Annotated in this window: 22 protein-coding genes; 6 read left to right on the forward strand and 16 right to left on the reverse strand. The window is 70.2% G+C overall.

Annotated elements, in window-relative coordinates; genetic code table 11:
- Positions 1 to 5: 5 nt before the first annotated feature.
- The 11 genes from BZB76_RS09715 to BZB76_RS09765 form a co-directional block, all read right to left on the reverse strand.
- Positions 6 to 2,279, reverse strand: a complete 2,274-nt coding sequence (locus BZB76_RS09715) for an ATP-binding protein (RefSeq protein WP_211342923.1) — start codon at positions 2,277 to 2,279, stop codon at positions 6 to 8.
- A 67-nt stretch (positions 2,280 to 2,346) separates the two neighbouring features.
- Complete coding sequence (locus BZB76_RS09720; protein ID WP_211342924.1) at positions 2,347 to 3,339, reverse strand: class I SAM-dependent methyltransferase; 993 nt, start codon at positions 3,337 to 3,339, stop codon at positions 2,347 to 2,349.
- Positions 3,336 to 4,496 carry a DegT/DnrJ/EryC1/StrS family aminotransferase gene (locus BZB76_RS09725; RefSeq protein ID WP_121434599.1) on the reverse strand — a complete coding sequence of 387 codons (1,161 nt, stop codon included), beginning with the start codon at positions 4,494 to 4,496 and terminating at the stop codon, positions 3,336 to 3,338. Before BZB76_RS09725 ends, BZB76_RS09720 begins: the two co-directional genes overlap by 4 nt.
- A gap of 23 nt (positions 4,497 to 4,519) precedes the next feature.
- Positions 4,520 to 5,044 carry a cupin domain-containing protein gene (locus BZB76_RS09730; RefSeq protein ID WP_121433957.1) on the reverse strand — a complete coding sequence of 175 codons (525 nt, stop codon included), beginning with the start codon at positions 5,042 to 5,044 and terminating at the stop codon, positions 4,520 to 4,522.
- Complete coding sequence (locus BZB76_RS09735) at positions 5,041 to 6,180, reverse strand: type III polyketide synthase (protein WP_121433958.1); 1,140 nt, start codon at positions 6,178 to 6,180, stop codon at positions 5,041 to 5,043. Before BZB76_RS09735 ends, BZB76_RS09730 begins: the two co-directional genes overlap by 4 nt.
- Before the next feature lie 110 nt (positions 6,181 to 6,290).
- Positions 6,291 to 7,928, reverse strand: coding sequence for a prenyltransferase/squalene oxidase repeat-containing protein (locus BZB76_RS09740; RefSeq protein WP_121433959.1), 1,638 nt, complete (start codon positions 7,926 to 7,928; stop codon positions 6,291 to 6,293).
- A 92-nt stretch (positions 7,929 to 8,020) separates the two neighbouring features.
- On the reverse strand, positions 8,021 to 8,980 hold the full coding sequence (locus tag BZB76_RS09745; RefSeq protein ID WP_121433960.1) for an aromatic prenyltransferase: 960 nt from the start codon (positions 8,978 to 8,980) through the stop codon (positions 8,021 to 8,023).
- A 203-nt stretch (positions 8,981 to 9,183) separates the two neighbouring features.
- Positions 9,184 to 10,701 (reverse strand): FAD-binding oxidoreductase, encoded by a 1,518-nt coding sequence (locus BZB76_RS09750; RefSeq protein ID WP_121433961.1) that lies wholly within the window; start codon positions 10,699 to 10,701, stop codon positions 9,184 to 9,186.
- Positions 10,702 to 10,795: 94 nt separating this feature from the next.
- Complete coding sequence (locus BZB76_RS09755; protein WP_121433962.1) at positions 10,796 to 12,574, reverse strand: FAD-dependent monooxygenase; 1,779 nt, start codon at positions 12,572 to 12,574, stop codon at positions 10,796 to 10,798.
- 56 nt (positions 12,575 to 12,630) lie between these two features.
- Positions 12,631 to 14,154, reverse strand: coding sequence for an MFS transporter (locus tag BZB76_RS09760; RefSeq protein WP_121433963.1), 1,524 nt, complete (start codon positions 14,152 to 14,154; stop codon positions 12,631 to 12,633).
- Positions 14,155 to 14,273: 119 nt separating this feature from the next.
- Positions 14,274 to 15,845 (reverse strand): class I adenylate-forming enzyme family protein, encoded by a 1,572-nt coding sequence (locus tag BZB76_RS09765; protein ID WP_170180562.1) that lies wholly within the window; start codon positions 15,843 to 15,845, stop codon positions 14,274 to 14,276.
- A gap of 265 nt (positions 15,846 to 16,110) precedes the next feature.
- Between BZB76_RS09765 and BZB76_RS09770 the strand changes: the two genes are divergently transcribed.
- The 3 genes from BZB76_RS09770 to BZB76_RS09780 all read left to right on the forward strand — a co-directional run bounded on the left by BZB76_RS09770 (position 16,111) and on the right by BZB76_RS09780 (position 18,783).
- Positions 16,111 to 16,686, forward strand: a complete 576-nt coding sequence (locus BZB76_RS09770) for a snapalysin family zinc-dependent metalloprotease (protein WP_121433965.1) — start codon at positions 16,111 to 16,113, stop codon at positions 16,684 to 16,686.
- Positions 16,687 to 16,820: 134 nt separating this feature from the next.
- Complete coding sequence (locus BZB76_RS09775) at positions 16,821 to 17,993, forward strand: 4-hydroxybenzoate 3-monooxygenase (RefSeq protein ID WP_211342925.1); 1,173 nt, start codon at positions 16,821 to 16,823, stop codon at positions 17,991 to 17,993.
- A 286-nt stretch (positions 17,994 to 18,279) separates the two neighbouring features.
- Positions 18,280 to 18,783 carry a lytic polysaccharide monooxygenase auxiliary activity family 9 protein gene (locus BZB76_RS09780; protein WP_121433967.1) on the forward strand — a complete coding sequence of 168 codons (504 nt, stop codon included), beginning with the start codon at positions 18,280 to 18,282 and terminating at the stop codon, positions 18,781 to 18,783.
- Here BZB76_RS09780 and BZB76_RS09785 read toward each other — a convergent pair.
- Genes BZB76_RS09785 through BZB76_RS09790 form a run of 3 tightly spaced genes read right to left on the reverse strand, consistent with a single transcriptional unit; the run spans position 18,777 to position 23,432 of the window.
- Entirely contained in the window at positions 18,777 to 19,829 is a 1,053-nt protein-coding gene (locus BZB76_RS09785) for an FAD-dependent monooxygenase (RefSeq protein ID WP_170180563.1), read from the reverse strand. The two genes, BZB76_RS09780 and BZB76_RS09785, sit on opposite strands and share 7 nt — an antisense overlap.
- Complete coding sequence (locus BZB76_RS34675; RefSeq protein WP_170180564.1) at positions 19,826 to 22,087, reverse strand: LodA/GoxA family CTQ-dependent oxidase; 2,262 nt, start codon at positions 22,085 to 22,087, stop codon at positions 19,826 to 19,828. The genes BZB76_RS09785 and BZB76_RS34675 overlap by 4 nt, the downstream gene beginning before the upstream one ends.
- Entirely contained in the window at positions 22,080 to 23,432 is a 1,353-nt protein-coding gene (locus BZB76_RS09790; protein WP_147449394.1) for a ferritin-like domain-containing protein, read from the reverse strand. Before BZB76_RS09790 ends, BZB76_RS34675 begins: the two co-directional genes overlap by 8 nt.
- Between BZB76_RS09790 and BZB76_RS09795 the strand changes: the two genes are divergently transcribed.
- Entirely contained in the window at positions 23,401 to 23,979 is a 579-nt protein-coding gene (locus BZB76_RS09795) for a hypothetical protein (protein WP_246006853.1), read from the forward strand. The genes BZB76_RS09790 and BZB76_RS09795 overlap by 32 nt on opposite strands.
- Before the next feature lie 5 nt (positions 23,980 to 23,984).
- On the opposite strand, the gene BZB76_RS34680 is transcribed toward BZB76_RS09795, so the two are convergent.
- Complete coding sequence (locus tag BZB76_RS34680; RefSeq protein WP_281273860.1) at positions 23,985 to 24,185, reverse strand: DUF6059 family protein; 201 nt, start codon at positions 24,183 to 24,185, stop codon at positions 23,985 to 23,987.
- 355 nt (positions 24,186 to 24,540) lie between these two features.
- On the opposite strand from BZB76_RS34680, the gene BZB76_RS09805 reads away from it, so the two are divergent.
- On the forward strand, positions 24,541 to 24,975 hold the full coding sequence (locus BZB76_RS09805; RefSeq protein ID WP_170180566.1) for a GNAT family N-acetyltransferase: 435 nt from the start codon (positions 24,541 to 24,543) through the stop codon (positions 24,973 to 24,975).
- On the opposite strand, the gene BZB76_RS09810 is transcribed toward BZB76_RS09805, so the two are convergent.
- A complete protein-coding gene (locus BZB76_RS09810) occupies positions 24,927 to 26,225 on the reverse strand; it encodes a helix-turn-helix domain-containing protein (RefSeq protein ID WP_121433972.1) in 1,299 nt (432 codons plus the stop codon). The two genes, BZB76_RS09805 and BZB76_RS09810, sit on opposite strands and share 49 nt — an antisense overlap.
- 471 nt (positions 26,226 to 26,696) lie before the next feature.
- Between BZB76_RS09810 and BZB76_RS09815 the strand changes: the two genes are divergently transcribed.
- Entirely contained in the window at positions 26,697 to 26,903 is a 207-nt protein-coding gene (locus tag BZB76_RS09815; RefSeq protein WP_121433973.1) for a hypothetical protein, read from the forward strand.
- Positions 26,904 to 26,947: the final 44 nt, after the last annotated feature.

Below are 26,947 nucleotides of genomic sequence, written 5' to 3' on the forward strand. Positions count from 1 at the left end.
CCGGTTCATCGGATGGAGAGCCGCCGGGCCACCTGGACTCGCGACTGGCAGCCGAGCTTGCGCATCACCTTCCGGAGGTGGTTCACGACCGTCCATTCGGCGATGCCGAGCCTGCGGGCGATGACCCGGTTGGTCAGTCCCTCGGCCACCAGCAGCGCGACCTCGAGCTCCCGTTTCGTCAGGATGTCCGCGACATCGGGGGCGGTGTCCGCGGCCGGCTCGTCGTCCGGTACCAGCCGCAGTGCCTCCGCCCAGGACGGCTCGGCCCCCGCCTGCCAGGCCCGGACGTACTCGTCGGAGGTGAGCGCCTCGCCGGCCGCCGCGAGAATCGGCATGATCTTCTCGCTCAGCGGTTCCGGCCGTGCCGCGCCCGACCTCTGCCGCAGCCGGTCGGCCGTCCCGAGGACGGCGGTCAGCGGACGCCAGTCGGTGATCCGGCCCCATCTCCCCAGGATGATCGCCAGCATCTCCAGGCATTCCGGCTGCTCCGCCGTCTCCGGCAGCCGCCCGAGCTGCGCCGCCGCGTCGGCGAACAGCGCCCTCGTCTCCGCCGAGTCCTGCCCCAGCCAGCGGATGCTCGCGAGGACGTACCGGGTGAGCACCGCGGCACCGAAGTCCTCCCGTCCGAGTTCCGCCGCCAGCGTCGCCCGCGCCACCTCCTCGGCCCGTCCCAGGCTGCCCGCGTCCCGCAACACCACCGCGAGCCGCCGCATGAGCGAGGTCCGCTCGTTCGGGTGCGGTGGCTCGGTGTCCGTGGCGAGAGCCTGCTCGTAGTGGTCGCGGGCCCGGTCGAGGTCCCCGGTCGCGTACGCGTCGTCGGCGAGGAGGATCAGGCAGCGCACCGTGCCGTCCTCGTCGTCCGCCTCGCGGTAGGCGTCCCGAGCTTGGGCCAGGTAGCCGCGCGCCTTCGACACGTCCAGGCGCATCGCCGTCTCGCCCGCCGTTTCGAGGGTGCGGGCGCGCAGGCGCGGGTCGTCGACGCCGGCGCGCAGGGCCTCCTCGACCAGCTCCAGGCATCGCCGGTCGTGCGCCTCTCCGGTGGACTGCCCGAGCAGGGCGTTCGCGATCGACGCCATGGCCTCTCCGGCGCCGGCCTCCCGCCAGTAGCCGTACGCCGCCAGCAGGTCCGCCCGCAGGTCGAGGCCGCCGGTGCCGGTGACCGTGCGGAAGTACTCGGCGTGGGCCCGCCGTAGCACCGGGTGGACCGGGAGGCGCGCGAGCGATCCGGCCGCGGCGAGCCGGACGTTGTTCGGAACGCTGAGGATCACTTCGCCGTGGCGTCGTTCACCCGGAACGAGGACGCTCTTGTCGAGGAGCCGTTCCATGGTCCGGTAGGTGGCGGCGTCGAATCCGCCCACCACCTCGGCGGCCGCCCGGGTCGTGAACGGGCCCTCGAAGATCGCGAGAGAGGTCAGCAGCGCCCATTCGTCCGCGTGGAGACGGGCGAGAACCCATGACGTCAGGTCGCCGACACTCGAATGCCGGGAATAGGGGTGTCGCCCGATCCGCCGGAGGTCGCCGGAGCCGTGGCCGAAGCGTTCCAGGATCAGGTCGGGTTCGGCCAGCGCGACCTGTGAGGCGGCCAGCTCGATCGTGAACGGAAGCCCCCCGGCCAGGTGGCAGAGCGTGCCGACGGAGTCCTCGTTCTCCATGGTCAGCGCGAAGTCCGGGCGTACCGCCCGAGCGCAGTGGACGAACAGTTCCACGGCCGGCGAGGTCGCGCCCGCCGTGCCCTTCGTCGGCAGGGGCCGGAGCCGGACGACCCGTTCCCCGTACAGGCCGATCCGGGTCGTCCCGACGACGACCATCCGTAATCGCGGGCAGCACCGCCGGATCGTCGTGAGCAGCGGCGCGAGGTCGCCGGCGACGTCCTCGACATGGTCGAACACCACGGTGTGCCCGTCTTCTCCGAGGTGTTCGAGACCGTCCGGACTCTCGTGGCGGCGCTCCCGGAGCCGCCGCAGCGTGCGACGGAACGCGGGGACGTCCGCGACCTGCCCGAAGTCGAAGACCTCGACCGTGCCGTCCGTCCGGTGGCGGCGGAAGAACTCCGTCACCAGCCGGCTCTTGCCCACCCCTGCGGGGCCGGTGACCATGACCACCCCGGCGTCCGGGGCGGTCAGCGCGGAACCGAGCCGCTCCAGATCGCCGGCGCGGCCGACGAGCGGTGCGGGCGCGGCGGCGTCGTAGCCGGCGGGGCCGACCGCGGTGGGCTGGATCATCCGGTCGAACAGCAGGTCGGCGACGTCCCCGGCCGCCGCCGCGGCGGCGCCGGTCATGGCGATCCCTGCGTCGCGACCCGGGCGGCCGGACGGTGCTGAGCGGTGGTCATGCCGGACTCGTCTCCTAGCGGGCGAAGATCAGGGTGCTGGGGGACGGGGTGGGCTGGAACGACACGTCCTCGAACCCGGCCTTGTCGAGCCAGGACCGGTAGTCGGCGCGGCGCCAGGTACCGCCGAACCTGCTCTTGAGGAGCATCTCCGCGGCGAAGGTCAGCGGGTAGGGCGGGCCGGTGCGGTCGTCGTCCACCACATAGTCGGAGATCACCAGCGTTCCACCGGGCTTGAGGGCGCTGCGGATCCTGGCGAAGATCGCCATGTTGTCCTCCGGGCCCTCCTGGTGCGCGATGTTGGAGTACACGACGATGTCGTACGCCGAGTCGCCGAGGTCGGTGGTGTGGAGGTCGCCGTCGATGTGGCCGACGCGGTCGGCCACGCCCCGCTCGGTGAGCAGGCGGCGGGCGATCGCGTTGATCGGGGCCCAGTCGAGCTGGGTCGCGCGGGCGGCGGGGTTGAGGTCGAGCCAGATGGCCGAGTAGACGCCGGATCCGCCGCCGATGTCGAGGATGGAGATCTCACCGGCGTCCGCCAGCCGCAACGTCTCGGCCGCGATCGCCGCGACCGGGACCGACTGGGCGGCGATGGCCTGGATCAGGTCCTCCCAGTGCGGGTTGTCGGCGACCTCCACCACCGCGTCCGTCACCGGGCCTCCGGCGCGGACCACGTCGGGCAGGTCCGCCAGAGCCGCCATGTGGCGCATCTTGACCTTGGCGAATCCGGCCAGGCTGGTGGGCCTGCCCTCGACCAGGAAGGCGGACGCCTCGGCGGTGTTGCGGTAACGGCCGTCGTCCACCTCGACGAGGCCGACGCTCACCAGCCCGTCGAGAAGGGCCTGCGCTCCGCGGTGCGCGATCCCGGCGCGGGCGGCCAGCTGGTCGGTGGTGGCCGGGCCGTCCTCGAGATGGGTGAAGATCGACAGACTCGCCGCGGTGCCCACGATCCCGGTGGCCCAGTAGCCGGTGATGAGCCGCATGATCCGGTCCGAGTTCGGCTCGTTCACGCCGCGCCTCCCTGCTTCTCGGTGGTGGGACGTCGGTGTTCCCTCAGCGCGGCGCGCAGCGCCACCCCGACCCGCTCGACCTGCTCGTCGGTGAGTTCGGCGTGCATGGGGATGGCGAGCTGCCGTTTGAAGAGGTCCGCGGAGACGGGACACGTCTGATCGCTCTGGTAGACGGGTTGCAGATGGCTCGCCCAGGTGCCGTGCCCGCAGCCGATGCCCTGGGAGCGCAGGTCGGCGGCGACGCCCGCGCGGTCCACGCTCGGGTCGAGCGTCACCAGGTACGACTGCCAGGCGTGGGTGCGGTCGTCCGGGACATGCGGCGGCGTGACCAGCTCTTCGTCCTTGAGCAGCTCGCCGTAGCGGGCCGCCACCGCGCGCCGCCGGTCCAGCATGGCGTCGACGCGGCCCAACTGGACCTGGAGAATCGCGGCGGCGATGTCGGAGAGCTTGTAGTTGTAGCCGATCTCGGTGAACTCCGGGATCGGCAGCCCGATGATCCGGGCCTTGTCGAAGATGCTGCCGATGCCGAAGGACGACCGTAGCCGCACGTCCGCGGCGAGTTCCGGATCGGTGGCGAGCAGCGCCCCGCCCTCGCCGCTGGTGATGCCCTTGCGTCCGTGGAAGGACAGGCAGGCGATCGGAGCGAGCGCGCCCGCGGGACGTCCCCGATAGGTCGCGCCGACCGCGCACGCGGCGTCCTCGATGAGGAACAGGCCGTGGCGTTCGGTGATCGAGGACAGCTCCGCGTAGTCGGCGGGCAGGCCGACGGTGTCCACCGCGATGACGCCCACGGTCCGGGAGGTGATCAGGTCCGTGACGGCACGCGGGTCGATCGTGCCGGTGTCGGGACGCACATCGGCGAAGACGGGTGACGCGCCGACATGGCGGACGGCGTGGGCGGGAGCCGGGAACGTGTAGTCGGCGACGATCACCTCGTCGCCCGGCGCGACGCCGATCGCGAGCAGGCTCAGGTGCAGCGCGGCGGCGCAGCTGCTCAGCGCGACCGCGTCACCGACGCCGTGGCGTTCGACCAGCGCCCGCTCCAGGGCCTTGCCCCGGGGGCCCTGACCGGCCGTCCAGTCCGAGGCGAACACCTCGGCGACGGCCGCCAGTTCTTGTTCTCCCAGACTCGCGTGAACCAGGGGGATCGGATTCAAGATGGCCACCTCCGGCGGCGATGTCAGGAGGCCGGCGGCCCGTAGCGAAGCGGCGTGATCTGGTGGACGTCATAACGGTCGCGGAGCCGCTGGACGGCACCCGAATCGACGTCCGGGCCATGCGCGAAGATCTCGCAGATCTCTTCGAAATAGCGTTCGTGGGCGGGCGGCGGAAAACTTTGGAAGAGCATTCGCGCCGGCTTGTCGGTGGGGTTTCTGAACGCGTGGGGGCATCCGTTCGGAACGAACATGCAACTGCCCGCACCGGCGCGGACGACCCGGTCACCCTCGGGCGACTCCCAGTCCTGCCAGCCGTCCTCCGTGCGTTCGACCGGCTCGAACGCGAAGAGGTCGACCTCTCCCTCGATGACGTAGAAGAATTCCTTCCCGTCCTCATGGGTGTGCGCGCCGACATCGAAGCCGGGCGGCACGATCACCTCGAAGCACGACGCGAAGCCGCCGTCGGCGCCGGTGACCTTGAAGGTGACCTCCTGCGCCTTGGTGACGAGCCTGCGGCCCTGTCCGGGCGGGACGACCAGGCCATTCATGCGATTCCCCCCTTCGTGGTGTGCGCGAGGTCGCGCGCCAGATAGCCCGCCGACGCGGGGATCGAACCGGACTCCATGGGGAGCGGCGTGCCCGTGCTCCAGCGGCCCACCGCCATCTCCGCGGTGATGCCAGGACCGAAACCGGCGATGATCCCGGTGGCGCCCGCCGGCATCGAGCCCTCCTCGAACAGCCTGCGTAAGGCTTCCAGGACGACGACGCTGGCGATGTTCCCGTAGTCGGTCAACGTCGCCCAGCTGTGCCGGAACATGTCGTTGTCGACGTCGAGGAACTTCGCCAGGTCGTGCAGGATTCGCGGGCCGCCCGCGTGGATGATGTAGAAGTCCAGCTTGGAGGCGTCCCAGCCGTGGTCGTCGGCGAGGTCGCGCAGCACGGGCGCGAGGGGCTCCATCGTGCCCGGCACCCGGCGGTCCAGGAGGAAGTGGAAGCCGGTGGCGCGTACCGCGTACGAGATCCAGTCCTCGGTGTCGGGGATGAGGTACGAGGCGTTGCGTTCCAGCGCGACGCCGGTGCCGCCGTGGCCCCGCACCACGGCCGCTCCGACGGCGTCGCCGAACAGGCCGTCCGACAGCAGCGACCCGACACCGTCGTCCGTCGGCTGGTAGCACAGCGAGCACAGCTCGCAGGCGACGATCAGGACGTTGTACTCGGGGTACGCCGTGCAGAAGTCATGGGCGCGTCCGATCGCGGCGCCGCCCGCCGCGCAGCCGAGCTGGGCGATCGGGACCTGCCGGGTGTCGGACCGGAACCCCATGTTGTTGATCAGCCAGGCGGTGAGCGACGGCATCAGGAACCCGGTGCACGACACGTAGATGATGACGTCGATGTCCCGTGTCGTCAGGTCCGCGTTCGCCAGCGCCTCCTCGATGACCGGGGGGCACCGCCTCTTGGACTCCAGCTCGTAGATGCGGTTGCGCTCCTCGAAACCCGGATGTTCGAGCGCCTTCTCGATCGGCTGGACGATATGTCTTTTACGCACCCCGGTTCTTTCGATCAATCGGAGCGCCAATGGAAGTTGCGGCTTTCCCGCATGCACCTTCTTGGCGAATTCCAGGGTGTCTTCCATGGTGATGACGTATTCCGGCACGCTCACCGCTGGCTTACAAAGAGTCGGCATGCCTGGTATCCACCTTCGGTAGCTGAGAGTTCCCCGTGGCCTTCCGGCAGAAATATCCTCGCCTGGTGCTCTTGCTATCGGCTTGGCGTCGACTTGGGCGGTAATGGCGCTCAGGCCACGCCCTGAAGCAGCGCCGCCGCACCGTGCACCCGGGCCCGGACGTGACCGAACGCGAGAAGCACGGGCACGTCGGTCAGGATCGGGAAGTGGTACGGGAACGGGCGGGGGCCGACCATGTCGGGCGGCCCGTCGTAGCCGCCGTCCGCGTTCTGGCGGTCGAGCAGCCACGTCAGGGCGCGTCCGATCGGTTCGGGGTCGGTGCCGTAGCACAGTGTGATCAGACCGCAGGCGGTGCTGATGTCGTCGCTGGGATCGCCGGGCTGCATCCCCCAGCCGCCGTCGGCGTTCTGCGTCTCGCGGACCGAGCGCTCGATCCGTTCGACGAGTCCGGCCGTGCGGTGGTCGTCCGGTCGCGCGCCGCACGCCGCGAGCCGCGCGCGGAAGATGGTGTGCAGGCGGCTGCGGCTCCAACCGGGCTCGAAACCGCCGTCCGGCAACTGGCTCTCGGCGAGAGACGCCAGCGCCCGGTCCCGGGCGGGCGCGGTGTGCGGATGGGGTATGAGGGCGTTGACGGCGGCGGCCGTCATGCACGGCTCCGACGACGCGCCGGCGACGTAGGTGGGGAAACCGCCGTCCTCGCCCTGGACGGCGAGCAGCGCGTCCACCCCGCGCCGCACGGACTCGCCGAACGCGGACGGGTCGGTGGCCTGGAGGAACTCCAGGGCGCACGAGGTGTCGTCGACATCGTTCAGCGCCACGTCGGTGGACATGGACCAGCCGCCGCTCAGCGCCGAGCCGCGCGAGAGCGATGGGCGTACGGCGCCGCCCTGGTGCGCGACGAGCATCCCCGCCATCGTCCGCAGCAGGCTCCGCGGAGCACCGGCGGCGGCGAGCCCCATTCCGGCGGTCGACGTGCACCAGTTGTGCATCGCCGCCACGAACGGGAAGCCGCCGTCGTCCCGCTGGTACCTGAGCAACGTGTCGAGGCCCGCGCGGACGGTCGCCTCGTGCCCGGGGACGCCGGCGAGCCCGTGCAGCGTCAGCACGTGCATCAGCACGTAGCCCTCCCACACCGTGTTCGCCGGGTCGACGGCGACCAGCGTCCGCGACGCGGCGTCGGTGGCCTCGTTGCGGACCCCGGCGGCGTTGGCGAGGATCAGCGTCACCGCCGCCTGCTGGACGACGGCCCAGGAGTGCATCGGGTCCGTGGGCGCCTTCGCGTCGGGCGCGGGCGCGGCGTCGGGCGGCAGCGGGAACCCGAGGACCGACAGCACCGCGTACACCATCATGCGGCGCCGGGCGGAGATGAACCCGGGCGCGGCGCCGAGGACGCCGTCCGTCAGCTTCGCGATGAGGTCGGCGTCGTCGGCGGGCTCGCGGCCCGTGGCCCGTCCGATGGCGAGTTCGGCGAGGACGCGGTCGAGTTCGTCCGGGGCGTCGCGGTGCGCGCGGAGGAAGCCGAGGAGGCGGTCCCGGGCGGGTGAGGTCGTCCCGGCGCGCACCATCAGCGTCAGCGCGAGCGCCGACTCCAGCACCCGGCTCTGACACTCCTCGCGTAACGCGCCGTCGGGATCGACCCTGCGGCCGACGTGCGCGAGCAGCCGGGTGGTGGCCTGGCGTACATGGTCCCGGTCGACCTCGGCGGGCCACGGTACCGGGGGCAGGCGCGTCACGTCCGGTGGTCTCATTGCATGCTCCGATCTCGATGCGGGGGAGACAGGGGGTGGGGGCGGGGTGGCGGACGTGAGAGGTCGCCCGAAAATGTCAGACCGGGTCTTTGTCAGACCGGGTCTTTGATGGCGCCGTCGGAAAGCTGCATCATGTCCAGCACTCTGGGCTGCCACCGGTAATAGGACTGGAGTTTGTAGTACTCGCCCTGAGGTGACGACGCGACGGCGTAGACGAATCTCTGGTCCGAGTCCGAGCTCCGGACGTAACTCACGAACCGTTCGATCCGCGGGTCGAGCGGGACGGGAAGTTCCGCCGGATCGGCGGTGGCGACGGCGAAGCAGATCCGTTCGAGCCTTGGCGAGTCCCAGTTCAGGGTCACGTAGATTCCGAACGCGCGCTTGGCGAGCGTGAGCATCTGCTCGCTCGGCTCGCCCTGGCCGAGTTCGTCGAGCATCGACCGTACGGTTTCCGGCTCGAAGCATTGGGCGGGCTGCTCACCGAAATACACGTTGACCGTTCTGCTCCGGTAGTCGATGCCGAGCAGACCCGCCTTGTCACCGAGGCGGTGGCGGGCGAAGAAGTCGACGCTCTCGCCGAGGCCGCGCGGCATCGAGGGAAGGGCGGCGAGCCGCGACACTTCCTGAAGGTGGCCGCGGCGCAGCACCGCCCAGATCTTCTTGAGGCCGCCGACGACCCCGAAGTCGATTCCGTAGCAGTCGAGGGGGCAGCCCGCCGCGATGTCCGACAGAAGCGTCCCTGCGGGATGGTCGCCGTCGGCGATGAAACCGTTCGACACGGCGAGGCCGTACGGATCGACGTCGAGCGGAATCGAGAAACGGCAGTCGAGCTCGCCCGCGTGGCGTTCACCGGTCGCCACCCTGAAGGCGACCACGGCGTCCGCGAGCGCCTCACCGTACACGGTCAGGATGGGCAGGACCTTGTCCGGCGAACAGGGCACCTCCAGCAGCCGGGCCGATTCCTCGATGACGGAATAGAGACCCGACACCGATTCCGACGGATTCGTTCCGGCGATTCCGGTCGCGGCGGTGTTCACGCTCTTGTGATCCATGCTTTCCAGGTTCGACCACGCTGCTTGGTCCGGACTGGTTCACAGGTTGGCGCCGGCTTGGCGCCAACTTGGCGTGACGCTTCGCCGGATGCCCATTTCCCGTCCGCGCATACTGAACGGCCCGCGCTCGCGCGATGGCCGGTGCATCGCCTGCGAACGCGGGCGGCGGGTTCCGCGGAAATGGCGGAACGCGAAAATCAGCGTCAGCGAATGCTCTGTGGTGAGCGGAAGACGTTGTGCGGGTCGTAGCGGTGCTTGATGCGCTTCAGCCGTCGATAGTTCTCGGCGTAGTACGAGCGCTGCCAGTCCGTCAGGCGAGGGTCGATGAAGTTCTGGTAGGTCTCACCGTTGGAGTAGGGGTCGATCACGTTGAAGGCGGCGTCGATCCAGCGTCCGGCGACGGCCTTGTCCTCGGCGGAGACCGGTCCCTCGCGGTGCCAGCCGTAGAGGGTGACCATGAAGCGGGTGTCGCGGTGCACGTAGGCGGTCTCGGTGCGCGACAGCGTGTTGGCCCGTCCGCCGAGCGCGGTGACCTGCAACTGGTGCGTCTGCCTGGCCCTGCGCTCGGTGTCGAAGAGCGCGAGCGTCTTCGCCCAGCCGTCCCGGGGCATCGCCCTGCCGAACATGCGGCTGCGCTCGAACCCGAACGCCGCCCGGGGCAGCCGCCCCGAGGGGAACGTGTCCGACCGGTGGCATTCGTCCACCGTCAGATCGTCGCAGTCGAACAGGCCCATCATGATCTTCTGGTAGGGCTCGACCTCGTCGCGCCGGAACGTCGGGGCGTGGCCGACCAGGGACACGAGCCGTTCCACCTCGGCGGCGAACCCCGGCCCGGTGTCCGTCGATCCCACCAGGACGGACGCGACCGGGACCTTGCCGGGCGCCGAGTCCTCCAACTGGACGTTCAGGCCGGAGCCGATCGTCCACGGCGCGTCCTCGAGCCACTTCGTCCAACCGTCCAGCATGTCCAGCGCCTGGTCGTAGCGCCAGATCAGGATGGCGGTGGCGAGATGGGTGAGGGGGGTCGGGGTGACCTCGTAGGAGGTCACGATGCCGAAGTTGCCGCCCCCGCCGCCGCGCAGGGCCCAGTAGAGGTCCTCGTGCCGGGACGGCGACGCGGTCACGACCCGGCCGTCGGCGAGCACCACCCGCGCCGACCTCACCTTGTCGGAGGCGATGCCCGTGGCCCGGGTCAGCAGACCGACGCCGCCGCCCTGGAGGAATCCGCCCGCCGCGACGGTCGGGCAGTAGCCGGTGGAGACCGCGAGACCGGCGGGGGCGAGCGCGTTGGTGATGTCGACGGTCTGCGCCCCGGTGCCGATGGACGTGCTCTGCTCGCCGGGGACGACGGAGTTCATCCGGGACACGTCGATGACGAGGCCCGGTGTCGTGGAGTAGCCGCCGTGGCTGTGGCCGCCGCTGCGCACGGCGAGGTGCAGGTCGTGGTCCTGGGCGAAGCGGAGGCACAGCGACACGTCGGAGGTACAGGTGCAGTAGGCGATGGCCTGCGGATGGATCTCGTCGAATTCCATCTGGTAGAGCTGCTTGGCCTTCGGGTAGTCCGCGTCCGACGGCAGCACGAGCCTTCCCCGCAGGTGTCGGCGCAGCCGGTCCCAGCGGATCCGGGACGCGGGACGGGCGTGCGCCGGGGTGGGCACCGCCGTCGCGGCCAGCGCGGCGGCCCCGCCGACTCCGGCGACGAACGACCTTCGACTGATCATCAAGTGACCTCTCATGCAGGGGCGGGGCCGGGGCCGCGAGCACGCGACGCCCGGCCCGCCCACGGGTTCCTGAACTGAGGGGGCTGGCCGGGAGCTAGGGGGCGCCGTGGTCCAGGACGCGGGAGACCGCGGCGCCGAGAACGTCCACCGGGTTCTCGGCACCGTCCGCGCTGCGCCAGGCCACGTGGTTGTCGGGGCGCACCAGGAGGGCGCCGCCGCCGGTGGTCTGCCGGACGGCCGCCCAACCGCCGTCGACGTCGGTGTACTCCGTGCCGTCCGCGTCGCCGTCCCCGATCCGGACCGCGTTGATCGGGACGGAGAGCTTCTCCGCCACCTGCGCCGCGGCCTCGCACCACGCCGACCCGTCCGGGCCGGTGATCAGCGTGAGCCCGGTCATGGTTCCGGTGAGGTCATGGGTCGACAGCCGTTCGCCGTCGTGTTCCAGCCACGCGTGCGGCAGCCGGTGCCCGGGGCGGGTCGTCGGCTCGTACACGTCGCCCAGCGGCGCGCGGGCGGGCGGCGGCCCGCCGTCGGGGACGACGGCGCCCTGCTCGTAGGCGAAGCCGATCTCCACATCGAGCGCCTGGCACTCGCCGCGATGGGTGGCGAAGATCTCCGCGGCCCGCGCCCGCTGCGCCGCGCCGGTCGGGGCGGGGGCGAAGTAGCCGAGGAACATCAGCGTCCGGCGCTCCGGCGGGACGTGCCGGCCGAGACCGACGGCGGCGTCGATGACGACCTGGTGGTTGGACGCGGCCGACATCGCCCAGCCGATGTTGAACTGGCCGATCGGACGGCGCTCCGCCTCGTAGGTGTCGAGGAGCGCGTCGGGCGCGCGGTCGGTGAGCACGGCGGCGAGCTTCCACGCGAGGTTGTGCGCGTCCTGGATCCCGGTGTTCAGGCCGAGCCCGACGGCGGGCGGCTGGCGGTGCGCGGCGTCGCCGGCGAGCAGGACCCGCCCGTACCGGTAGTGCTCGGCGAGCACCGCCTCCACGGTCCAGGTCGTCACCTCGTGCAGGGTCAGGTCCAGGTCGGGCAGGCCGAGGACCTGGCGGATCCTGGCGGAGACGGCGTTCTCGTCCGCCGGGTCGATGTCGCCGAGCTGGACGTGCAGACCCCATTCCTCGCAGTTCTTGCCCCAGGTCGGACCCATTTCGAGGAGGGCGCTGGAAAGGTCCGCGCTGTACGGGTTGAGGAACCAGGTGATGAGCGAGCCCTCGTTCCACCATTCCGACAGATCGGCGGAGAAGTACACGGTCGTGGCGTCGAACAGCGCGGGCAGGCCCTGCATCTGGACGCCGAGCGCGGGGCCGACCGTCCGGCCGGCGTCGGCCGCGATGACGTACCTCGCCTCGACCGTCGTGGTCTCCCCGGTCGCGACGTCGCGGATCTCGGCGACGACGCGGTCGCCGTCGTCGGTCAGGGACGTCAGCTCGGTGCCGAACAGGATCCGTCCGGGATTGCGCTGTTCGGCGTGCCGCCGCAGGATCGGCTCCAATCGGACCTGCGGCAGCTTGGCGGGCAGAGCGGGTCCGGCCGCCGTGTACCGGTCGCGCAGCGCGCCGCCGCCGAAGGCGTCCATCTCGTGGATCACCTTCGCGTCCAGCGCCTCCGTTCCGACGAGCGTGGTCTGCCAGCGCACCTTTCCGAACTTCTCCGGTGGCGCGGCCTGCTCGTTCACGGCCCCGTCCAGCCCGTGCTGGCGGAAGATCTCCATGGTGCGCTGGTTCAGATAGTGCGCCTTCGGCAGGTTCGACGTGTCCGCGTGCCGTTCCACCAGCAGGTGACCGATGCCGTGGTCGGACAGGAATACGGACGCGGAAAGGCCGCATCCGCCGCCTCCCACGATCAGAACCGGAACCTCGATTGTTCCCATGTCCGTCCTTCCAGAGAGTGATGTGCCAGGTGATGGACCGCCGGTCGGGGCTCCGGTCATGACGGGGCGGACTTGCTGGACGGCGCCGCGGACGGCGTCGTGGACGCCGGGTCGCCCGGCATCTCGGCGAGGGCGTTGCGTCGCCGCGTGCTCACCCGTTCGAGGACGAGCGCGGCGACGACGCCCGCGACCACGAGGGCGGCGGCGCCGACGCGGAACGCCAGCGCGTACCCGTCGGTCTGCGCGACCGGTGGGACCGTTCCGGCATGGACCTCGTTCTCGGTGTGGCGGAGCGCGACCGTGACCAGGACGGCCAGGCCGAGCGCCGCGCCCACCTGCTGCATGGCGTTCTGCACCCCGGAACCCAGCCCCGAGTCCTGCCCGGTGACCTGGTGCAACGCGCCGTTGATCAGGCCCGGGTAGCACAGCCCGCTGAAGATCCCGAACACGATGAGTCCGGGCAGGATCGCGCCCGCGTAGGACGAGTCGACCTCGATGAAGCTCGCCAGCAGCAGCCCCGCCGCGCTGCCGAGGAACCCGATGGTGAGCAGCGGCTTCACGCCGATCCGGGGCATCAGGACGGTGCACAGCACGATCCCGGCGGCGATCGCGGCGCCGCGCGGCAGGTTCATCAGCCCCGTCCGCAACGGCGAGTAGTCGAGGACCTGCTGCATGTACCAGTTCAGCAGGACGACGTAGCCGATGAACACCGCCCAGATGACCAGGCTCAGGACGTTGGACGTCACCCGGGTCCGGTTGGCGAGGAACCGCAACGGGATCAGCGGGTCGGGGGAGCGGGACTCCACCACGACCATGGCCACCAGCAGTGCGACCCCGCCGAGCAGCGGCGCCAGCACCTGCCAGGAATTCCACGGGTGCGAGGCGGCCTGCAACAGGCCGTAGACGACCGCGACCAGTCCGCCGGTCGCCGTCACCGCGCCGGGCACGTCCAGCCGGGGGCTCTCGCGGGCCATCCGGCTCTCCGGCAGCACGCGCGGGATCAGGAACACGGCGAGGACGACGATCGGGATGTTGATGTAGAAGATCCACCGCCAGTCCACGCCGGTCAGCGCGCCGGAGATCACCGAGCCGAGCGTGCCGGCGAGCCCGGCGATGCCGCCCCAGATCCCGAGCGCCTTCATCCGCTCCCGGCCGTCGGTGAACAGCAGCGGGATCATGCCGAGCGCCGCCGGGGCGGCCAGCGCCTCCCCGGTGCCCTGCGCGAACCGGCTGGCCACCAGCATCGACGACGAGGTCGAGGCCCCGCAGACCACCGATGCCACCCCGAAGATCAGCACGCCGGCCAGGAACAGCCTGCGGCGGCCGAACATGTCGGCGAGCCGCCCGCCGAGCAGCAGGAACCCGCCCGCCGTCAGCACATAGCCGTTGATCACCCAGGGCAGGGCCGCCTGGGAGAAGCGCAGGTCGGCCTGGATCTCGGGAAGCGCGACGACCACGACGGTCATGTCCAGGACGAGCAGGAACTGCATCGCCGCCAGCACGACCAGGGCGAGCCAGCGCCGCGGATCGGGGGTACCGGGCCCGGCGGCCACGTCACGCGCGTCCCGCTTCGTGGTCATGAGGCGCGCCTCCCCGGGGCCTTCGCCGGGTCGTGGCCGTCCTTACCGGGGACCGCGCGGCCGGAGCCGAACGTCCGCCGGGTCGCCGTCGTCGAGGTGGGGCACCGGTACGCCACGGCTCACGTCCGCTCTTGGAGCTGGTCGCGGAGCATCCGGGACAGTTCGACGCGTCGGGTCTTCAGCGTGGCGGTCCGCGGCAGTTCCGCCATCGGGATATGCACCGGGTCGGCGAGCTGCGGGTACTCGGTGACGGCCGCGCGCCAGCGGTCCAGATCGAGCGGCTCGTCCCTGAAGGTGCAGACGACCGGGGTCGGCTCCGACTCCGGCCCCGGCACCACGACGAGTTCGGTCAGCTCCTCCAGCCGGTTCAGCACGAGATCCTCGATCTCGAGGTTGCTGCCGACCCCGTCGATCGTGTCGATCTCGCGGTCGAGCATGTGGAGGCAGCCGAACCTGGTCCGGTAGCCGACGTCGCCGGTGCGCCACCAGCCGTCGTGGACGTTGGCGTCGTACCGTTCCTGCTCGCCGAAATAGGTCTTCGCTATGCCGTCCCATCTGGCCTCGATGTGCCCGGGATTGGTCTTGGACGGTCGTTTCCCGTCCTGGCTCACCACACGGACCTTCGCGCTGCCCGGGAGGGGGAAACCGACGCAACGTCCGTCCATCCGGCGGACGGTTCTGCGGAAATAGGGGCGGCCGACCGCCGGGCCGACCTCGCTCTGCCCGTAGATCTGGAAGTACTGCGGCACCCGACGCCGGGACGACGCGAGAAGCCGGCGGATCGTCCGGGGATGTATCGCGTCGAACGTGCTGCTGAAGTACTTCACCGACGCGAACGGCTTCCGTGGATCGTCGGCGAGCCCTTCCCACGCCATGAACGAACTGGGCAGCGCCTCGATGAGCCCCGGCCGGTTCGCCGCGAAGAACGTCGCGACCTCGTCCGGATCGGCTTCGTTCACCAGCAGCGTCGGCAGGCCCTTCGTCAGGCACAGGGCCATCGCCGCGAACATCCGCGAATGGACGAAGGAGATGTGAATGGCGACCTTCTCGCGTCTGCGCATCAGCGCCAGGAGGAAAAGCTGCGGACGGAGCCGGGCCCGCATCGTCCGGGGCGTGTGCACGACGAGTTTGGGCAGCCCGGTGGTCCCGGACGTGTGCGTGATCATCGCGGGCTCGTCCAGGCCCTGGAACACCGGCCGGACCGGTGACGTCTCGGCCAGTTCGCCGAGCGACACCGCACCGGGCCTGGGGCCGTTCACGGTGATCACCCGGTCGGCCAGCTCCGCCAGCGGCACGTCGGCCAGCGCGTCGAGCTTGCCGTCGTCGGTGAGCAGATGCGGCTTGTTCAGCCGCTCCAGCAGTGCCGCGATGGTCGCGGCGTCCAGCGCGTGCGACAACAGCACCGGAATGGCCCCGGCCCGCGCCACGGCGGTGCCGAGCAGCCAGACGTCGAAGTTGGCGGCCTTGTGGATCACGACATGCTCACCGCGCCGGACTCCGGCCGCGGCGAGCCTGCCGGCCAGATCGTCCACATGCCGGGCGAGTTCGGCGATCGTCAGGCGCCGTCCCACCGCCGGCAGAACGTCGAGGTCGTGATCGAGAACGAGCGGTGTCGCGCCGTTCCGCACGGCGGCGCGCTCCGGCACGACTCCCAGGTAAAGGCCGCGCTTGTGAGTCGGATTCTGGCTCATCAGGCCCTCCATCCAGACCAGCTTCTTCCCGGCATTCGATGGAATTCGTGCCGTCACTTTCCCGGCCCCCAGCATTGGCCAGGCGGCTTGGGCGTGACTGGTCGGCGGCTTGGCGCCCGCTTGGCGCACAGATCTGCCAGGGTGGAGGCCTTATCTATGACAGTTCGCGCCGTTGTTGCACCCGGACGCCCCTCATAGGCTCAGGCCGACCCGTAGCCGGGTCACCCGCAGTAGTGTCCGAAACTCACTCGGAGGAGCTCCCCGCATGCTGCGAAAGTTCAGCGTCGGCGCCGTGGTCGGCGCCGCCGCGATCTCGTTGACGGCGGCACCGTCCGCCGCGGCCGCCCCGGCCCCCGCCACGGCGCCGCGCCCGGCCCTCGCGACCACCCTGTACTACGACGCCACCCAGGCCGGTGAGTTCAAGACCGCCGTGGCCGAGGGCGTCAAGGTGTGGAACACCCACGTGAAGAACGTCCAGCTCGTCGAGGCGCCGCAGGGCCGCCGCGCCGAGATCCAGATCGTCGCCGACCCGGGCTGGCCGCGCGCCACCCTGGGCCCCGTCCGGCCCGGCCAGCGCGTCACGGTCTGGTTCGGCCGCCAGGCGGTGACCCAGGGATACAACACCACCCGGATCGCCTCGCACGAGCTGGGGCACAGCCTCGGTCTGCCGGACGCCAAGCCCGGCCCGTGCTCGTCGCTGATGTCGGGCTCCACGGGCGGCGTGAGCTGCGCGAACCCGAACCCGAACGCGACCGAGGCCGCGCGGGTGGAGGCCAACTACCGGGGTGTCGGCACCCCGCGTGGCCCCCTCGAGGGACGCGTTCTGGTCGACGCCCCGTAACCTTCGCACGACAACGGCACGGTGCCCGTCCACCCACCAGGTGGACGGGCACCGTCCTGTTGTGGACGCCCTTCCACCATGCGCCGTCGGTATGGGCACTGTCCCGGCGGGGTCCGGTGCGATACATGTCGGACATGAGCGAAACCACCCAGGTCGTCATTGTCGGAGCCGGTCCCGCGGGACTGACCCTCGCCAACCTGCTCCGGCGGGCCGGGGTCGACTGCGTCGTCCTGGAACGGCAGAGCCGGGCGCATGTGGAGGAACGGCAGCGCGCGGGCGTCCTCGACCACGCCGCCACCCGGATCTTCGAGGAGTGGGGGCTCGGGGACACGCTGCTGGCGGGCGCGCGCGAGGACGGCGTCCTGGAGATCCGCGTCGACGGGAAGCCCCACCACCTGGACATGGCCGCGCTCTCGGACGGCCGGCCGGGCCGGATCATCCCGCAGCAGATCCTGGTGACCCGCCTCATCGCCGCGTTCCTCGCCGACGGCGGCGACCTGCGGTTCGACGCCGACGAGGTGGCCCTGCGCGACCTCGACCGCGCCCGCCCGAAGGTCACCTACCGCGACCTGGACGGCACCGTCCACGAGATCGCGGCCACCTATGTCGCGGGCTGCGACGGGTACCACGGTGTCAGCCGCGCCGGCGTCCCCGCGGGCGCCGTCACCACCTACTCCTACGATCACGGCATCGGCTGGCTCACCGTCCTCGCCGACGCCCCGCCGCCCCGCAACCCGCTCTTCGGGATCAGCGACCACGGCTTCGCCGCCCAGTTCCCGCGCGGACCGAAGGCCAGCCGCTACTACCTGGAGTGCGCACCGGACGCGGTGCCGGACGACTGGAGCGACGAGCTGATCTGGGCACAGTTGCGTCTCCGCCTCGGCGACCCCGACCTGCCCGGCGGCCCGATCACCGAGAAGTCCATCGTCGAGATGCGCAGCTTCGTCGTCGACCCGATGCGGTACGGCAATCTCTTCCTCGTCGGCGACGCCGCCCACATCATCACCCCCATGGGCGGCAAGGGGATGAACCTCGCGATCGCCGACGCGGACGTGCTCGCCCACGCGCTCCGCGCGGCCGTCCACGACGGCGACGAGGAGCCGCTCGCGGCGTATTCGGCAGCCCGCCTGGCGAAGGTGTGGAACCAGCAGGAGTTCTCCCGCTGGCTGACCGAGATGACCCACGAGGCGGGGGACACCACCCTGGCCGGGCCGTTCCGCCGCCAACTCGCGCGGGCGCGCCTGGCCCGGCTGTTCACCTCCCCGCACGCCGCCCGCGCGTTCGGGGAGCTGGTCGCGGGCGGTTGACCGGTCCTTTCGGTAGATCATGCCGAGGAATCGCCGGATCCGCCGGAGAACACTGACGAATATTCCGCGCGCGAGGCCGTGGTTCGGGTGCTGGCCTGCGGGGGCATGTCCCGTGCCAAAACGGTACGGACGGCGGAGCCTTGCCCGCCAAGAGGCGGAAGGTTAACGTTCAACTACGAAATAGGAACATTCCTATTGATGGAGCTCCCATGCCCCGCGCCCCTCCATCATCCGGCCTCCGGGCGTTTCCAAAGAAAATGACCACCCCAAAGCAAGGACCCCCCGCATGAAATCTTCCAGGCGCAAGCTCGCCGCGGTCGCGGCCGGCGTGGCCATCGCACCCCTCGTCACCGTCGTCCTCCCCGCCACCTCCGCCTTCGCCCACGGCTATGTCTCCTCGCCGCCGAGCCGGCAGGCTCAATGCGCGCAGCGAGTCGTCCAGTGCGGACAGATCCAGTGGGAGCCGCAAAGCGTCGAAGGGCCGAAAGGGCTAAAGAGCTGTAGCGGCGGAAACGGTCGCTTCTCCGACCTCGACGACGACAGCAAGGCTTGGCGGGCCACCTCCGTCGGCCAATCGGTGACGTTCAACTGGACGTTCACCGCCAGGCACAGCACCCGCAGTTACGAGTACTTCCTCAACGGCAAGAGCCTCGGCGTGTTCAAGGGCCAGTCCTCGTCCCACACGGTGAACCTCGGTGGAGTGACCGGTCGGCAGAAGGTGCTGGCCGTCTGGAACATCGCCGACACCGGCAACGCCTTCTACGCCTGCGTGGACCTTCAGGTTCAGTGATCGACGCGTCCTGACGCAGGACGGTCGACGCCCGAACGGACAGCGGGCCGGCGCCGTTTCTCCCAGAACGGTCCGTGGCCACCGGTGAGCATCACGAAGTGACCGCGCTGATCCAGATGCTCGTCGACGATGGCGCGGACGCACCGCGCGTACTGGTGCGCCGGCCCGGTGTCCCCGTCCAGCAGGCCGAGCACGGCGGCGGCCGCGGGCCCCGCCAGCCGGAGCGCGTTGCGCACCCCCGACGACGACAGCGGATCGACCGCGACCGCCGCGTCGCCCACCGCGACCAGCCGCGACGACCAGGGCGGGTTCGCGTACCCGACCGTCGCGACCCGGTAGTCGGCCGTCGCGGGAAGGACCCGCCGCCCGAGACGCCGGGCGGTGTGCTCCGGCGGCTCCCGGCGGTCTTCTGCTCCGGGCAGGTCACCCACCTTCATGACGGTCAGCCGGTCGCCCGCCGGGTCCGGCGCCGTGTACCACCAGCCGTCGGGCGCGGCCTCGACCAGCGACCAGGGTTGTGGTGCCGGGTCGGCGGGCGCCGCCTTCCACAGGGCGCAGCGCAGCCGGTCCAGGCACGTCCAGCGCAGTCGAGTGCGAGACAAGACGCGGCTGCTCCCGGTCGCGTCGACGAGCACGGCGGCCCGCTGCCCGTCCGCCGGGTTCCGGACGTGGTCGCGGACGAGCCGTGCCCCGGCCCCTCCGGCGGCGGCGCGGAGCAACGCGTCCAACCGGGACCGTTCGACGGCCAGCGGCGGGCCGAACGGGTTGAGGATGGCGGAACGCGAGTCGACCTCGGGGCCCGGCCAGGCGCTGCGGGCCTCGTGCACGGGCGCGGACTCGGCGACGACGGCGTCCAGCACCCCCATCGCCCGCAAAACGGGACGCGCCGCGCCCGCGAGCTGCTGCCCCACCGGCCGCCACCGGTCCCGATGGTCGTGGACGAGCGTGACGGCGGCCCCGGCGGTGGCCAGTTGCCAGGCCACCGCCGCGCCCGCCGGACCGCCGCCGACCACCACGACATCGGGCGTCCGCGGCGGTGCCGTCAAGGCAGATCGTCCGTCCGCATCAGACGCTCCCGGACGAACGGGTGCCCCATCGGCGACGTGCCCGTGACCTGAACCCGCAGGTAGGGGGCCTGCTGGACGGCGACCTGCCCGACGACCCGGTCGGACATGGGCGCCGTCTCGCTCCGCAGCGCGACCGCCTCCAGTTCCCGCCGGGGCGCCATCGGCTGCACGACGGCCGCGCCGTTGGAGATCGGCGCGCCGGTGAAGTCGACGAGCGCGCTGATCGAGCCGTCCTGCGTCGCGGTCATCACCGCCGGGAACGTGATCAAAGACGTGGTCGTGGCGGCGAGCTGGTACGTCACCTCCGCGTCGGCGCGCACGTCCACCCGCCACAGACCCTGCCGGGCATACCGTCCGGCCTCGACGTGGTAGGGGAGTTCGATCCGCAGTTCCAGCCGCCCGTACTCGCGGGACGTGATGACGCCGAAGTCGCCGGGGCCGAGGCTCGGACCGAGCGGCGGCCCCAGCCTGACCTCCAGCCGGTCGAGGTCGGCGCTGCGGATCTCCACGGCGATCTCACGGTCGATCTCGGTCAGCCACAGCGGCCAGGACTGCGTCCGCCCCGGCTCGGTCGTGGCCTGCCCGAACGACAGCACGGCCGCGTCGGCGAGGTCGGCGGCGAGCCGTCCCACGTCCGACCACAGGGGATCCGGCCCGGCGATCGCCGCCGTCGCCGGGAACGCCACCGAGGTGAGCTGCACCCGACCGGGTTCGGCGAGGCTCCGCGCCACCTCCACGAACGTCCCGCTCGCGTCGCGGATGACGACGCCCAGTTGCCGCCACACATGGACCATCTGCCCGCTGCTGCCGACGTTCCTGTCCCAGTCCTTGTAGGCGTTCGTGCCCTTCGGGACGGCCTGGTTCGGGCGCGGCACGGGCCACCACGATTCGCCGCACGCCCAGAAATCGGCCTGCCAGGGGAGCGCCATCTTGGCGGTGACGTCCCCGGCCTTGACGTGCTCGGCGAACCGGAGCGCCTGATACGGCTCCCGCCAGTTCTTGGGTTTCCCGTGCTCGTCCTTTTCGATCAGGAATCGGCCGCCCTCGATGCCGGGCAGGAACGCCGCGCCGACGCAGGCGTGCAGCGCGGCATGGTCAAGGCCCTCGGGGGTGATGGGGACATCGGCGTACGACGGCCGGTCATGGCCCCATTCGGGTTTCCAGTCGTTGTCGAACGCGCCGTCCCGCCACCGCTGCATGATCTTGTACTGGCGCGGGGTCAGGCTGGGATACTCCTTTTCGAGCCCGACGAGCTTGGGCATCAGGGAACCGCCGCCGCCCGATCCGTTCTGCAGCGGGTTGCCGATCTTCTGGAAGATGCGTTTCCGGGTGGTCTCGGCGATCACCGGATGTCTCCACCCATGGTGCCCATCGGACCCCTGGTTCACCGCCTTGATCGTGCGGGCGCTCTGCAGGACGGGGAAGATGTCCTTGACATAGGACGGCCGGTCCGGCGGCTGGACGCCGAAGAAGTTCATGACCTGGTCCCACAGCGTGGTCGGGCTGTCGGCCTCGGGCGCGAACTTCGGTGGAGTGTTGATCACCCAGCCCGGCGTCGCGGTGAACTTCCGCTCACCACCCCCGACGCTGATGGTGACCTCGGCTTTGACCGGGCCGTCGGAGACGTCGTCGCACCAGTTGTCATTGTTGAAAGCGCTCAGGTATTCCTGCTCGGCCTTCGGGTGGCACTGCGACAGTCCCCGGCCCCCGAGCACCAGGAGGCGACCGTTCTCGTCGGTGCGAAGTTCCCCCAGATAGATGTTCTTGATCTCGTGCGCGGCGCCGTCGATGGTGAACCGCACCCGCCCGTCGTCGAACGCGACGGGAGCCGATGGACTGTTGGTCTTTCGCCCGATGATGCTGCGTGACCCCGGCGCGATGACCAGGTCGTTCTCCGACTGGCCGGGGTTGCGGCGCGGACCGTCCGGGAACTCGGGCGCCGCGGCCTTCTTGTTGGCCAGGGTGACCTCCCAGTTGATGGTCACCTCTGCCTTTCCGGTGAGTTCGACATATCCGCCCTGGTCGTCGTAGCCGAAACAGCGGAACCGGGCGGCCTGCCGCTTGAGGCGCCCCTGGGCGTCCTTGTACTTGGTCTCCAGGGTGTCGCCGGACGGCTCGGGCGGAGCACCGGGGATCTCCGGTCCGGTGAAGTACTCGTCGCTGTCGCCGACCCGGCCGATTCCGATGGCGGGATGGACGCGCACCGTCTTGACGTCGGCGATGTCGATCTCAGCCATTGCCTGCCCCCCGATGTGTGAACGCATTGCCGACCGGGTCGGGGGGTCTGAACTCCGGGCCGTAGAGTTTCGGGAACTTCTTGTCGACCTGATACCGGACGATGTCGTCGGCCTCGGCCCCGAGGTTTCGCATCTGCTCGATGGCCTCGTCCATGTCCTCCGCCCGGCCGGTCTTCCAGGCGGTTTCGAGGTCGCTGAGCACGGCGTGATAGGTGCGGTTGCACTCGTCGAGTTTCTTCCGCAGATCCGGATCCGTGACGGGTGCGCCACCGGCCGGAAGCCGCTCCAACCGATGGACGGCGGGCCGTTTCATTTCGGGCCCGTCGAACTTCCATTTCTTGTCCGCGGCGTCATACCGGAGATGATGACCGGTCCAGATCTCTTTGAACCGGTAGTAGTGGGCGACCTTGGCGGGGCTCTGGTCGGCGGGCAGCTCCGCGAGCGCGACCTCCTCGCCGACTTCGGGCCTGCCCTCGCCCTGCTCGATGATGAGGTCGATCGCCTTGTTCGCGTCCGCCATATCGTTGATCTTGAATAGCCCGAAGAGCGGATCCTCCAGTTGCGTCCCGCCGAACTTCGGCGCCGGACGCAGCCCGTTGAGGCACGTCTTCACCGCCTCATAGAAGGCCCCGATCGTCGGGAACGACTCGGCCTCCGCCGCGAACGCGACGGGATGCTCCGGCATCTCGATCTCCATGAAGACGCGCCGCACCACGTCGTCCGGGTCGTTCGGCGCGGGTGCCAGCCCTTCGAGGTGGACCGACAACTGTTCCCGCACCCCGCCGGGAAGTTTCGTGGGATAGGCCCGCGCCGCCGCCCCCGATATCTCGGGACGTCCACCGATCGCCGCCAGCAGGTTGCAGACCAGACCCATGTGCAGCATCTCCTGCAACACGATCGCCTGGATATGACCGTGAACCTCAGCCGACTTGTCCTTGATCGACCACATGCCGTACAGATAGGGCGGGATGGTCGCCAGTTCCACGGCGATGGCGGATTGCAGACTGTCGCGCAACCACTTGATGTCCCGTTCGTTTTCGGGTATCGCGAGATGCGCCGCGATCTCCTCGACCAGCAAGGCCATGGCACGAGCGTCCTTCCGTGTGTTCGCCGCATCCCGGTCTCCCCCTAACCGGATCATCCGCGCACAACCGCTGGAACTGGAATAACTGCGGTGAACGTTTCCCCAAGCACGTTCGCCCTGGGCGTGGATCTCCTTGATGGCCTGCCGTGGGGCATCGAGACGTGGATACTCCGAACTCAGAGCCCAAGGCTTCCCGGGGAGCCTCCGCTGACCGGAAAGATCATCATAAATGAGCACACAGCAGGCGTTCTGGCTGGACAACCGGCACGACAGGGCGGCCGGTGAGAGCGGCGCGGGCCGCTACGCGGAGACGCTTCTCGCCCATCTCGGTGAGTTCGAGGGCACCTGGGGCGATATCGCCCCGGTCTCGTTCGCCTGCGCCGCGTGGCGGGTCGCCACGCCGCCGATCTCGTCGCCCGGCCTGGTGCGCTGGCATCGCCGGGTCCTGTCGGCGTCCTGCGTCCGCAACACCTGGGACGGCTCGCTGACCGCCAAGGTGACGCTCGTGTCACCGCTGCCGGAGGCGCTCCAGACGTCCCGCACATGGTGGCGCGACCGCGGCTGGCAGGGCTGGCCGGAGGTCTTCGGCCAGTTCGTCGAGCCCTCCCGTCGGGACCTGGCCAAGGTCCCCTACGCGCGGGCGACGCTGCTGGTGGACGCGCCCCTACCGCTGGAGGGCCTACCGGCCGCCCCCGACGACCCGGACGACCATTTCGTCGACACCGCCCACCGCGCCCTCACCGTGATGGTCACCGGCCTCAACGACCTGCTGACCCCCATCATCACGCAACTGGAAAGCGCCCCCTGAACGGCTCAGTCCCGAAGCTGTCCGTTGATGTGGCGCCACAACCGCTCTTCCTCGGCCGTCAGCGGCTCCGCCGACACCCGCTCCGGATGCCCGGACGGCGGCGCCGCCAACTCCCGCGTCGTGCCACCTTCACCCGAGCCCGACTTCCTCGTCCGTGGCATGGGATATCCGAGGAGCACACCGCACACATAACCGATTTCCTGCATCAGGCACCCGAAGAATACCTTGATTCGCCGCCGCTTCGTGGCCACAGGGCGTTCCCCTCTATGCGGAGTAATTGCCGCATTAAAGTCAAACTCCCTAAAGCCCCGCTAAGCACCACCACCAACAACCGCACCGGACGCCTTCGCGCTAATCCGCGTCGCCGCACATCAAGCGGCTTATGGTCAGGCTCCCGAAGTCCCGGCCGGGAAGGCTTGCAGTTGTCGGGGGAGGTGGTCTGATGGAGGTCGACGGACATCGAGTACCTCGACGGCGATGCCGTCCGCGATCAACTCGACGAGATCGAGGCCGTCTACACCGAAGCGTTTCCGCGGAGTGACGGGCCACTACCGGGTGCGCATGGGGCGCCAGCTCGCGTCCCCCGGGTTCGAGGCGGTGACGGCCCGGTCCGAGGGTGCGCTGACCGGCTTCGTCTACGGATTGCCCCTACCGACCCGCACGGCTTGGTGGAAGGGGGTGAACCCCGCGCCCGGCGCGGGGTTCACGGACGAGACCGGACGGCGGACGTTCGCCGTGATCGACTTAGCCGTGCGAGCCGTTCACCGCGGACGCGGCGTTGGGCGCCGCCTACTCGACGAACTCCTCTCAGGCCGGGCCGAAGAGCGGGCAACGCTGGCGACTGTTCCGGAGGAACGGCAGAACCAGGCCATGTACCAGCGGTGGGGCTGGCGCTACGTCGGTCGGGTGCCGGGGGCCGAGGGCGAGACCGACCCTTGGTTCGACCTCTACGTGATCGCCTTGCGTTCCGATCCGGAAGCCAGCAGCTCCCGGTAGGCGGAAACGGTGGGCTCGGCGCGGCGGTTGGCCGGGACAGCCGCGGCGACCTGGTGGGCCAGGCTGGTCACCATGAGCGCCCGGTGCTGGGGAAGGAGGGCCTCATAGGCGGCATGGGCGAACCGCACGCCCTCTGTCGTGTCTCCGGCGCGCACGTGTCCCGCCGCGCGCATCAGGTCAAGTTGGGTCCTCACCCGGACGCTTTGTTGATTCGACACCGTGTGGGCGCGTGCGACCGTAGCGTCGAGCTGGTCCCGCTTGCGGGTGTGCGCATGGACCCACGCCTGGGTGTAGCGCAGGCGATCCTCGCCCCATCCGTGGGTCGACTTGTCCCGGGTCACCGCTGCCGGTAGTCGCTGGTAGATCTCCTCGCAGGTACGGATTTCGTCTGCCGCCGCCCTCTCGGACCCCTTCTCCATCGAGAGGAGTTGCGCGCGGACCGCGCGAACGTGAATGAGACCTCGGCGTGGGGTGGCCGGTGCCTGGGCGAGGACCCTGTCCGTTTTGTGCAGCAGGGTCTCGGTGGGACGGTTCTCGTAGAGGCCGTAGACGAGCCGCTCTCCACTGATCCAGAGGCTGAGGTCGACGTCATGTGAGGAGTCGGCGGCGTGCTGGGCGGTCATCCACCAGTCCCGCGCCAGCCGGGATTCGCCGAGGTTGCTCAGGGTCTTGGCCATGAGCACGGACAGGCCGCCGGTCACGCGTTGCCAGGAACGCAGTTGTGGGCCGTCGGAGTGGCGGGAGGCGACCCGTTGCAGGATGACCATGTCGGCCGCCAAGTCGTTCAGCAGTTGGCGGGGCGGCTGCTGCTGGTAGGTGTAGCCGTACTCGGCGACGGTCTCCTCCCATTCGTCGAGGTGGCCGTCCTCGTCGCGGCCGATGGCGCGATCGACGCTTTGCCGGATCTGGTCGATGGCGTCGACGGCCGGGGTGGCCACGCCGAGTGCCGCGAGTGCTTGCAGAAGTCTGCGTCGCTGCATCTCCTCGTCCTTGTCTGAGTGGATGTCCGCGCCGCTGTCGGTCACCGCGCGGTCTGTACCATCGGTTGCTCTCCTGGAGAGAGCGAGGAGCTCGCCCTCCGCGCCGAGCAGTTCGTCGAGACGGGTCGCCGTTTGTTCTGAGGGGCGCCTATCGCCTGTCGCGAGTCGCGACAAATAACCGTCACTGCACGGAACGAGCTTGGCCAGCTTCCGCTGGCTGATCTTCCGCTCGCTCATTAGCGCGCGGAGCTTCTCCCCGAATGTTGCCATCGCTACATCCGTTTCGCCCGGGTTGACCCGTTGTCTAACTCTGCCAGCGCCGTCAGTGGACGGGCAGCAACTACCACGTTAGCGCCGGACACGGTCTTGTGGTGGGCGGAAGGTGGCACAGACCACGAAGCGGCCCCGGCCCGGCGGTGCGAACGCCGGGGAATTCCGGGGCCTGACCGGAAGGGATCTCCGGCTAGTGAGAAATGTACCCAATTCGCCACACCTTCGTGGCGGGGAGGCCGATGCTGTCCTGGAGAAGCTGCGGGCCGAATTCCCTGATTGGGGGTGTCAGTATTTGGAGGTGGGGGATTTGCCCTGGGAGGCACACCGGCGGCCGTTTCGGCACCCGGTCGAGGGTGGGTACTCGTGGATCCGCGCTCGGACGGTGGAGCGGCTCCGGGCACTCCTTGAGGGCGTCCGCCAGGTGGAGGGTCGGCTCGACGCCATGGACGAGGGTGAGCGGTGTGTCCGGTGAACGCGCCGGTGTACGCGTGGGACCGTGCCCGCGTCGCGGCGGAGGTGAAGCGGCGGTACGGGGCGCTGGCGTGGTACGGCACGTACACCGGGCGCTGGTGGGCGATGGTCGACGGGGCGCGGCTGGTCGAGGCCGACGATCCGCGGCGGCTCGTCCAGGAGATCATGGCCGCGCGGAGGGCCCTGTCATGGCGGCCGTACTGACCCGGTGAGGGCCGGGCGGCACCGTCGATACCGCCGTTCGGCGG

The sequence above is a fragment of the Actinomadura pelletieri DSM 43383 genome, from assembly GCF_003634705.1.
GTDB classification, from domain to species: domain Bacteria; phylum Actinomycetota; class Actinomycetes; order Streptosporangiales; family Streptosporangiaceae; genus Spirillospora; species Spirillospora pelletieri.

What these genes read in the sequence shown, in the direction of transcription:
- BZB76_RS09755 (WP_121433962.1), bottom strand. Translation starts at nt 12,574, where the DNA reads ATGGGAACAATCGAGGTTCCGGTTCTGATCGTGGGAGGCGGCGGATGC.
- BZB76_RS09805 (WP_170180566.1), top strand. Translation starts at nt 24,541, where the DNA reads ATGGGGCGCCAGCTCGCGTCCCCCGGGTTCGAGGCGGTGACGGCCCGG.
- BZB76_RS09765 (WP_170180562.1), bottom strand. Translation starts at nt 15,845, where the DNA reads ATGAGCCAGAATCCGACTCACAAGCGCGGCCTTTACCTGGGAGTCGTG.
- BZB76_RS09760 (WP_121433963.1), bottom strand. Translation starts at nt 14,154, where the DNA reads ATGACCACGAAGCGGGACGCGCGTGACGTGGCCGCCGGGCCCGGTACC.
- BZB76_RS09745 (WP_121433960.1), bottom strand. Translation starts at nt 8,980, where the DNA reads ATGGATCACAAGAGCGTGAACACCGCCGCGACCGGAATCGCCGGAACG.
- BZB76_RS09735 (WP_121433958.1), bottom strand. Translation starts at nt 6,180, where the DNA reads ATGCCGACTCTTTGTAAGCCAGCGGTGAGCGTGCCGGAATACGTCATC.
- BZB76_RS09730 (WP_121433957.1), bottom strand. Translation starts at nt 5,044, where the DNA reads ATGAATGGCCTGGTCGTCCCGCCCGGACAGGGCCGCAGGCTCGTCACC.
- BZB76_RS09770 (WP_121433965.1), top strand. Translation starts at nt 16,111, where the DNA reads ATGCTGCGAAAGTTCAGCGTCGGCGCCGTGGTCGGCGCCGCCGCGATC.
- BZB76_RS09750 (WP_121433961.1), bottom strand. Translation starts at nt 10,701, where the DNA reads ATGATCAGTCGAAGGTCGTTCGTCGCCGGAGTCGGCGGGGCCGCCGCG.
- BZB76_RS34675 (WP_170180564.1), bottom strand. Translation starts at nt 22,087, where the DNA reads ATGGCTGAGATCGACATCGCCGACGTCAAGACGGTGCGCGTCCATCCC.
- BZB76_RS09810 (WP_121433972.1), bottom strand. Translation starts at nt 26,225, where the DNA reads ATGGCAACATTCGGGGAGAAGCTCCGCGCGCTAATGAGCGAGCGGAAG.
- BZB76_RS09775 (WP_211342925.1), top strand. Translation starts at nt 16,821, where the DNA reads ATGAGCGAAACCACCCAGGTCGTCATTGTCGGAGCCGGTCCCGCGGGA.
- BZB76_RS09740 (WP_121433959.1), bottom strand. Translation starts at nt 7,928, where the DNA reads ATGAGACCACCGGACGTGACGCGCCTGCCCCCGGTACCGTGGCCCGCC.
- BZB76_RS09780 (WP_121433967.1), top strand. Translation starts at nt 18,280, where the DNA reads ATGAAATCTTCCAGGCGCAAGCTCGCCGCGGTCGCGGCCGGCGTGGCC.
- BZB76_RS09715 (WP_211342923.1), bottom strand. Translation starts at nt 2,279, where the DNA reads ATGACCGGCGCCGCCGCGGCGGCGGCCGGGGACGTCGCCGACCTGCTG.
- BZB76_RS09795 (WP_246006853.1), top strand. Translation starts at nt 23,401, where the DNA reads ATGAGCACACAGCAGGCGTTCTGGCTGGACAACCGGCACGACAGGGCG.
- BZB76_RS34680 (WP_281273860.1), bottom strand. Translation starts at nt 24,185, where the DNA reads ATGCAGGAAATCGGTTATGTGTGCGGTGTGCTCCTCGGATATCCCATG.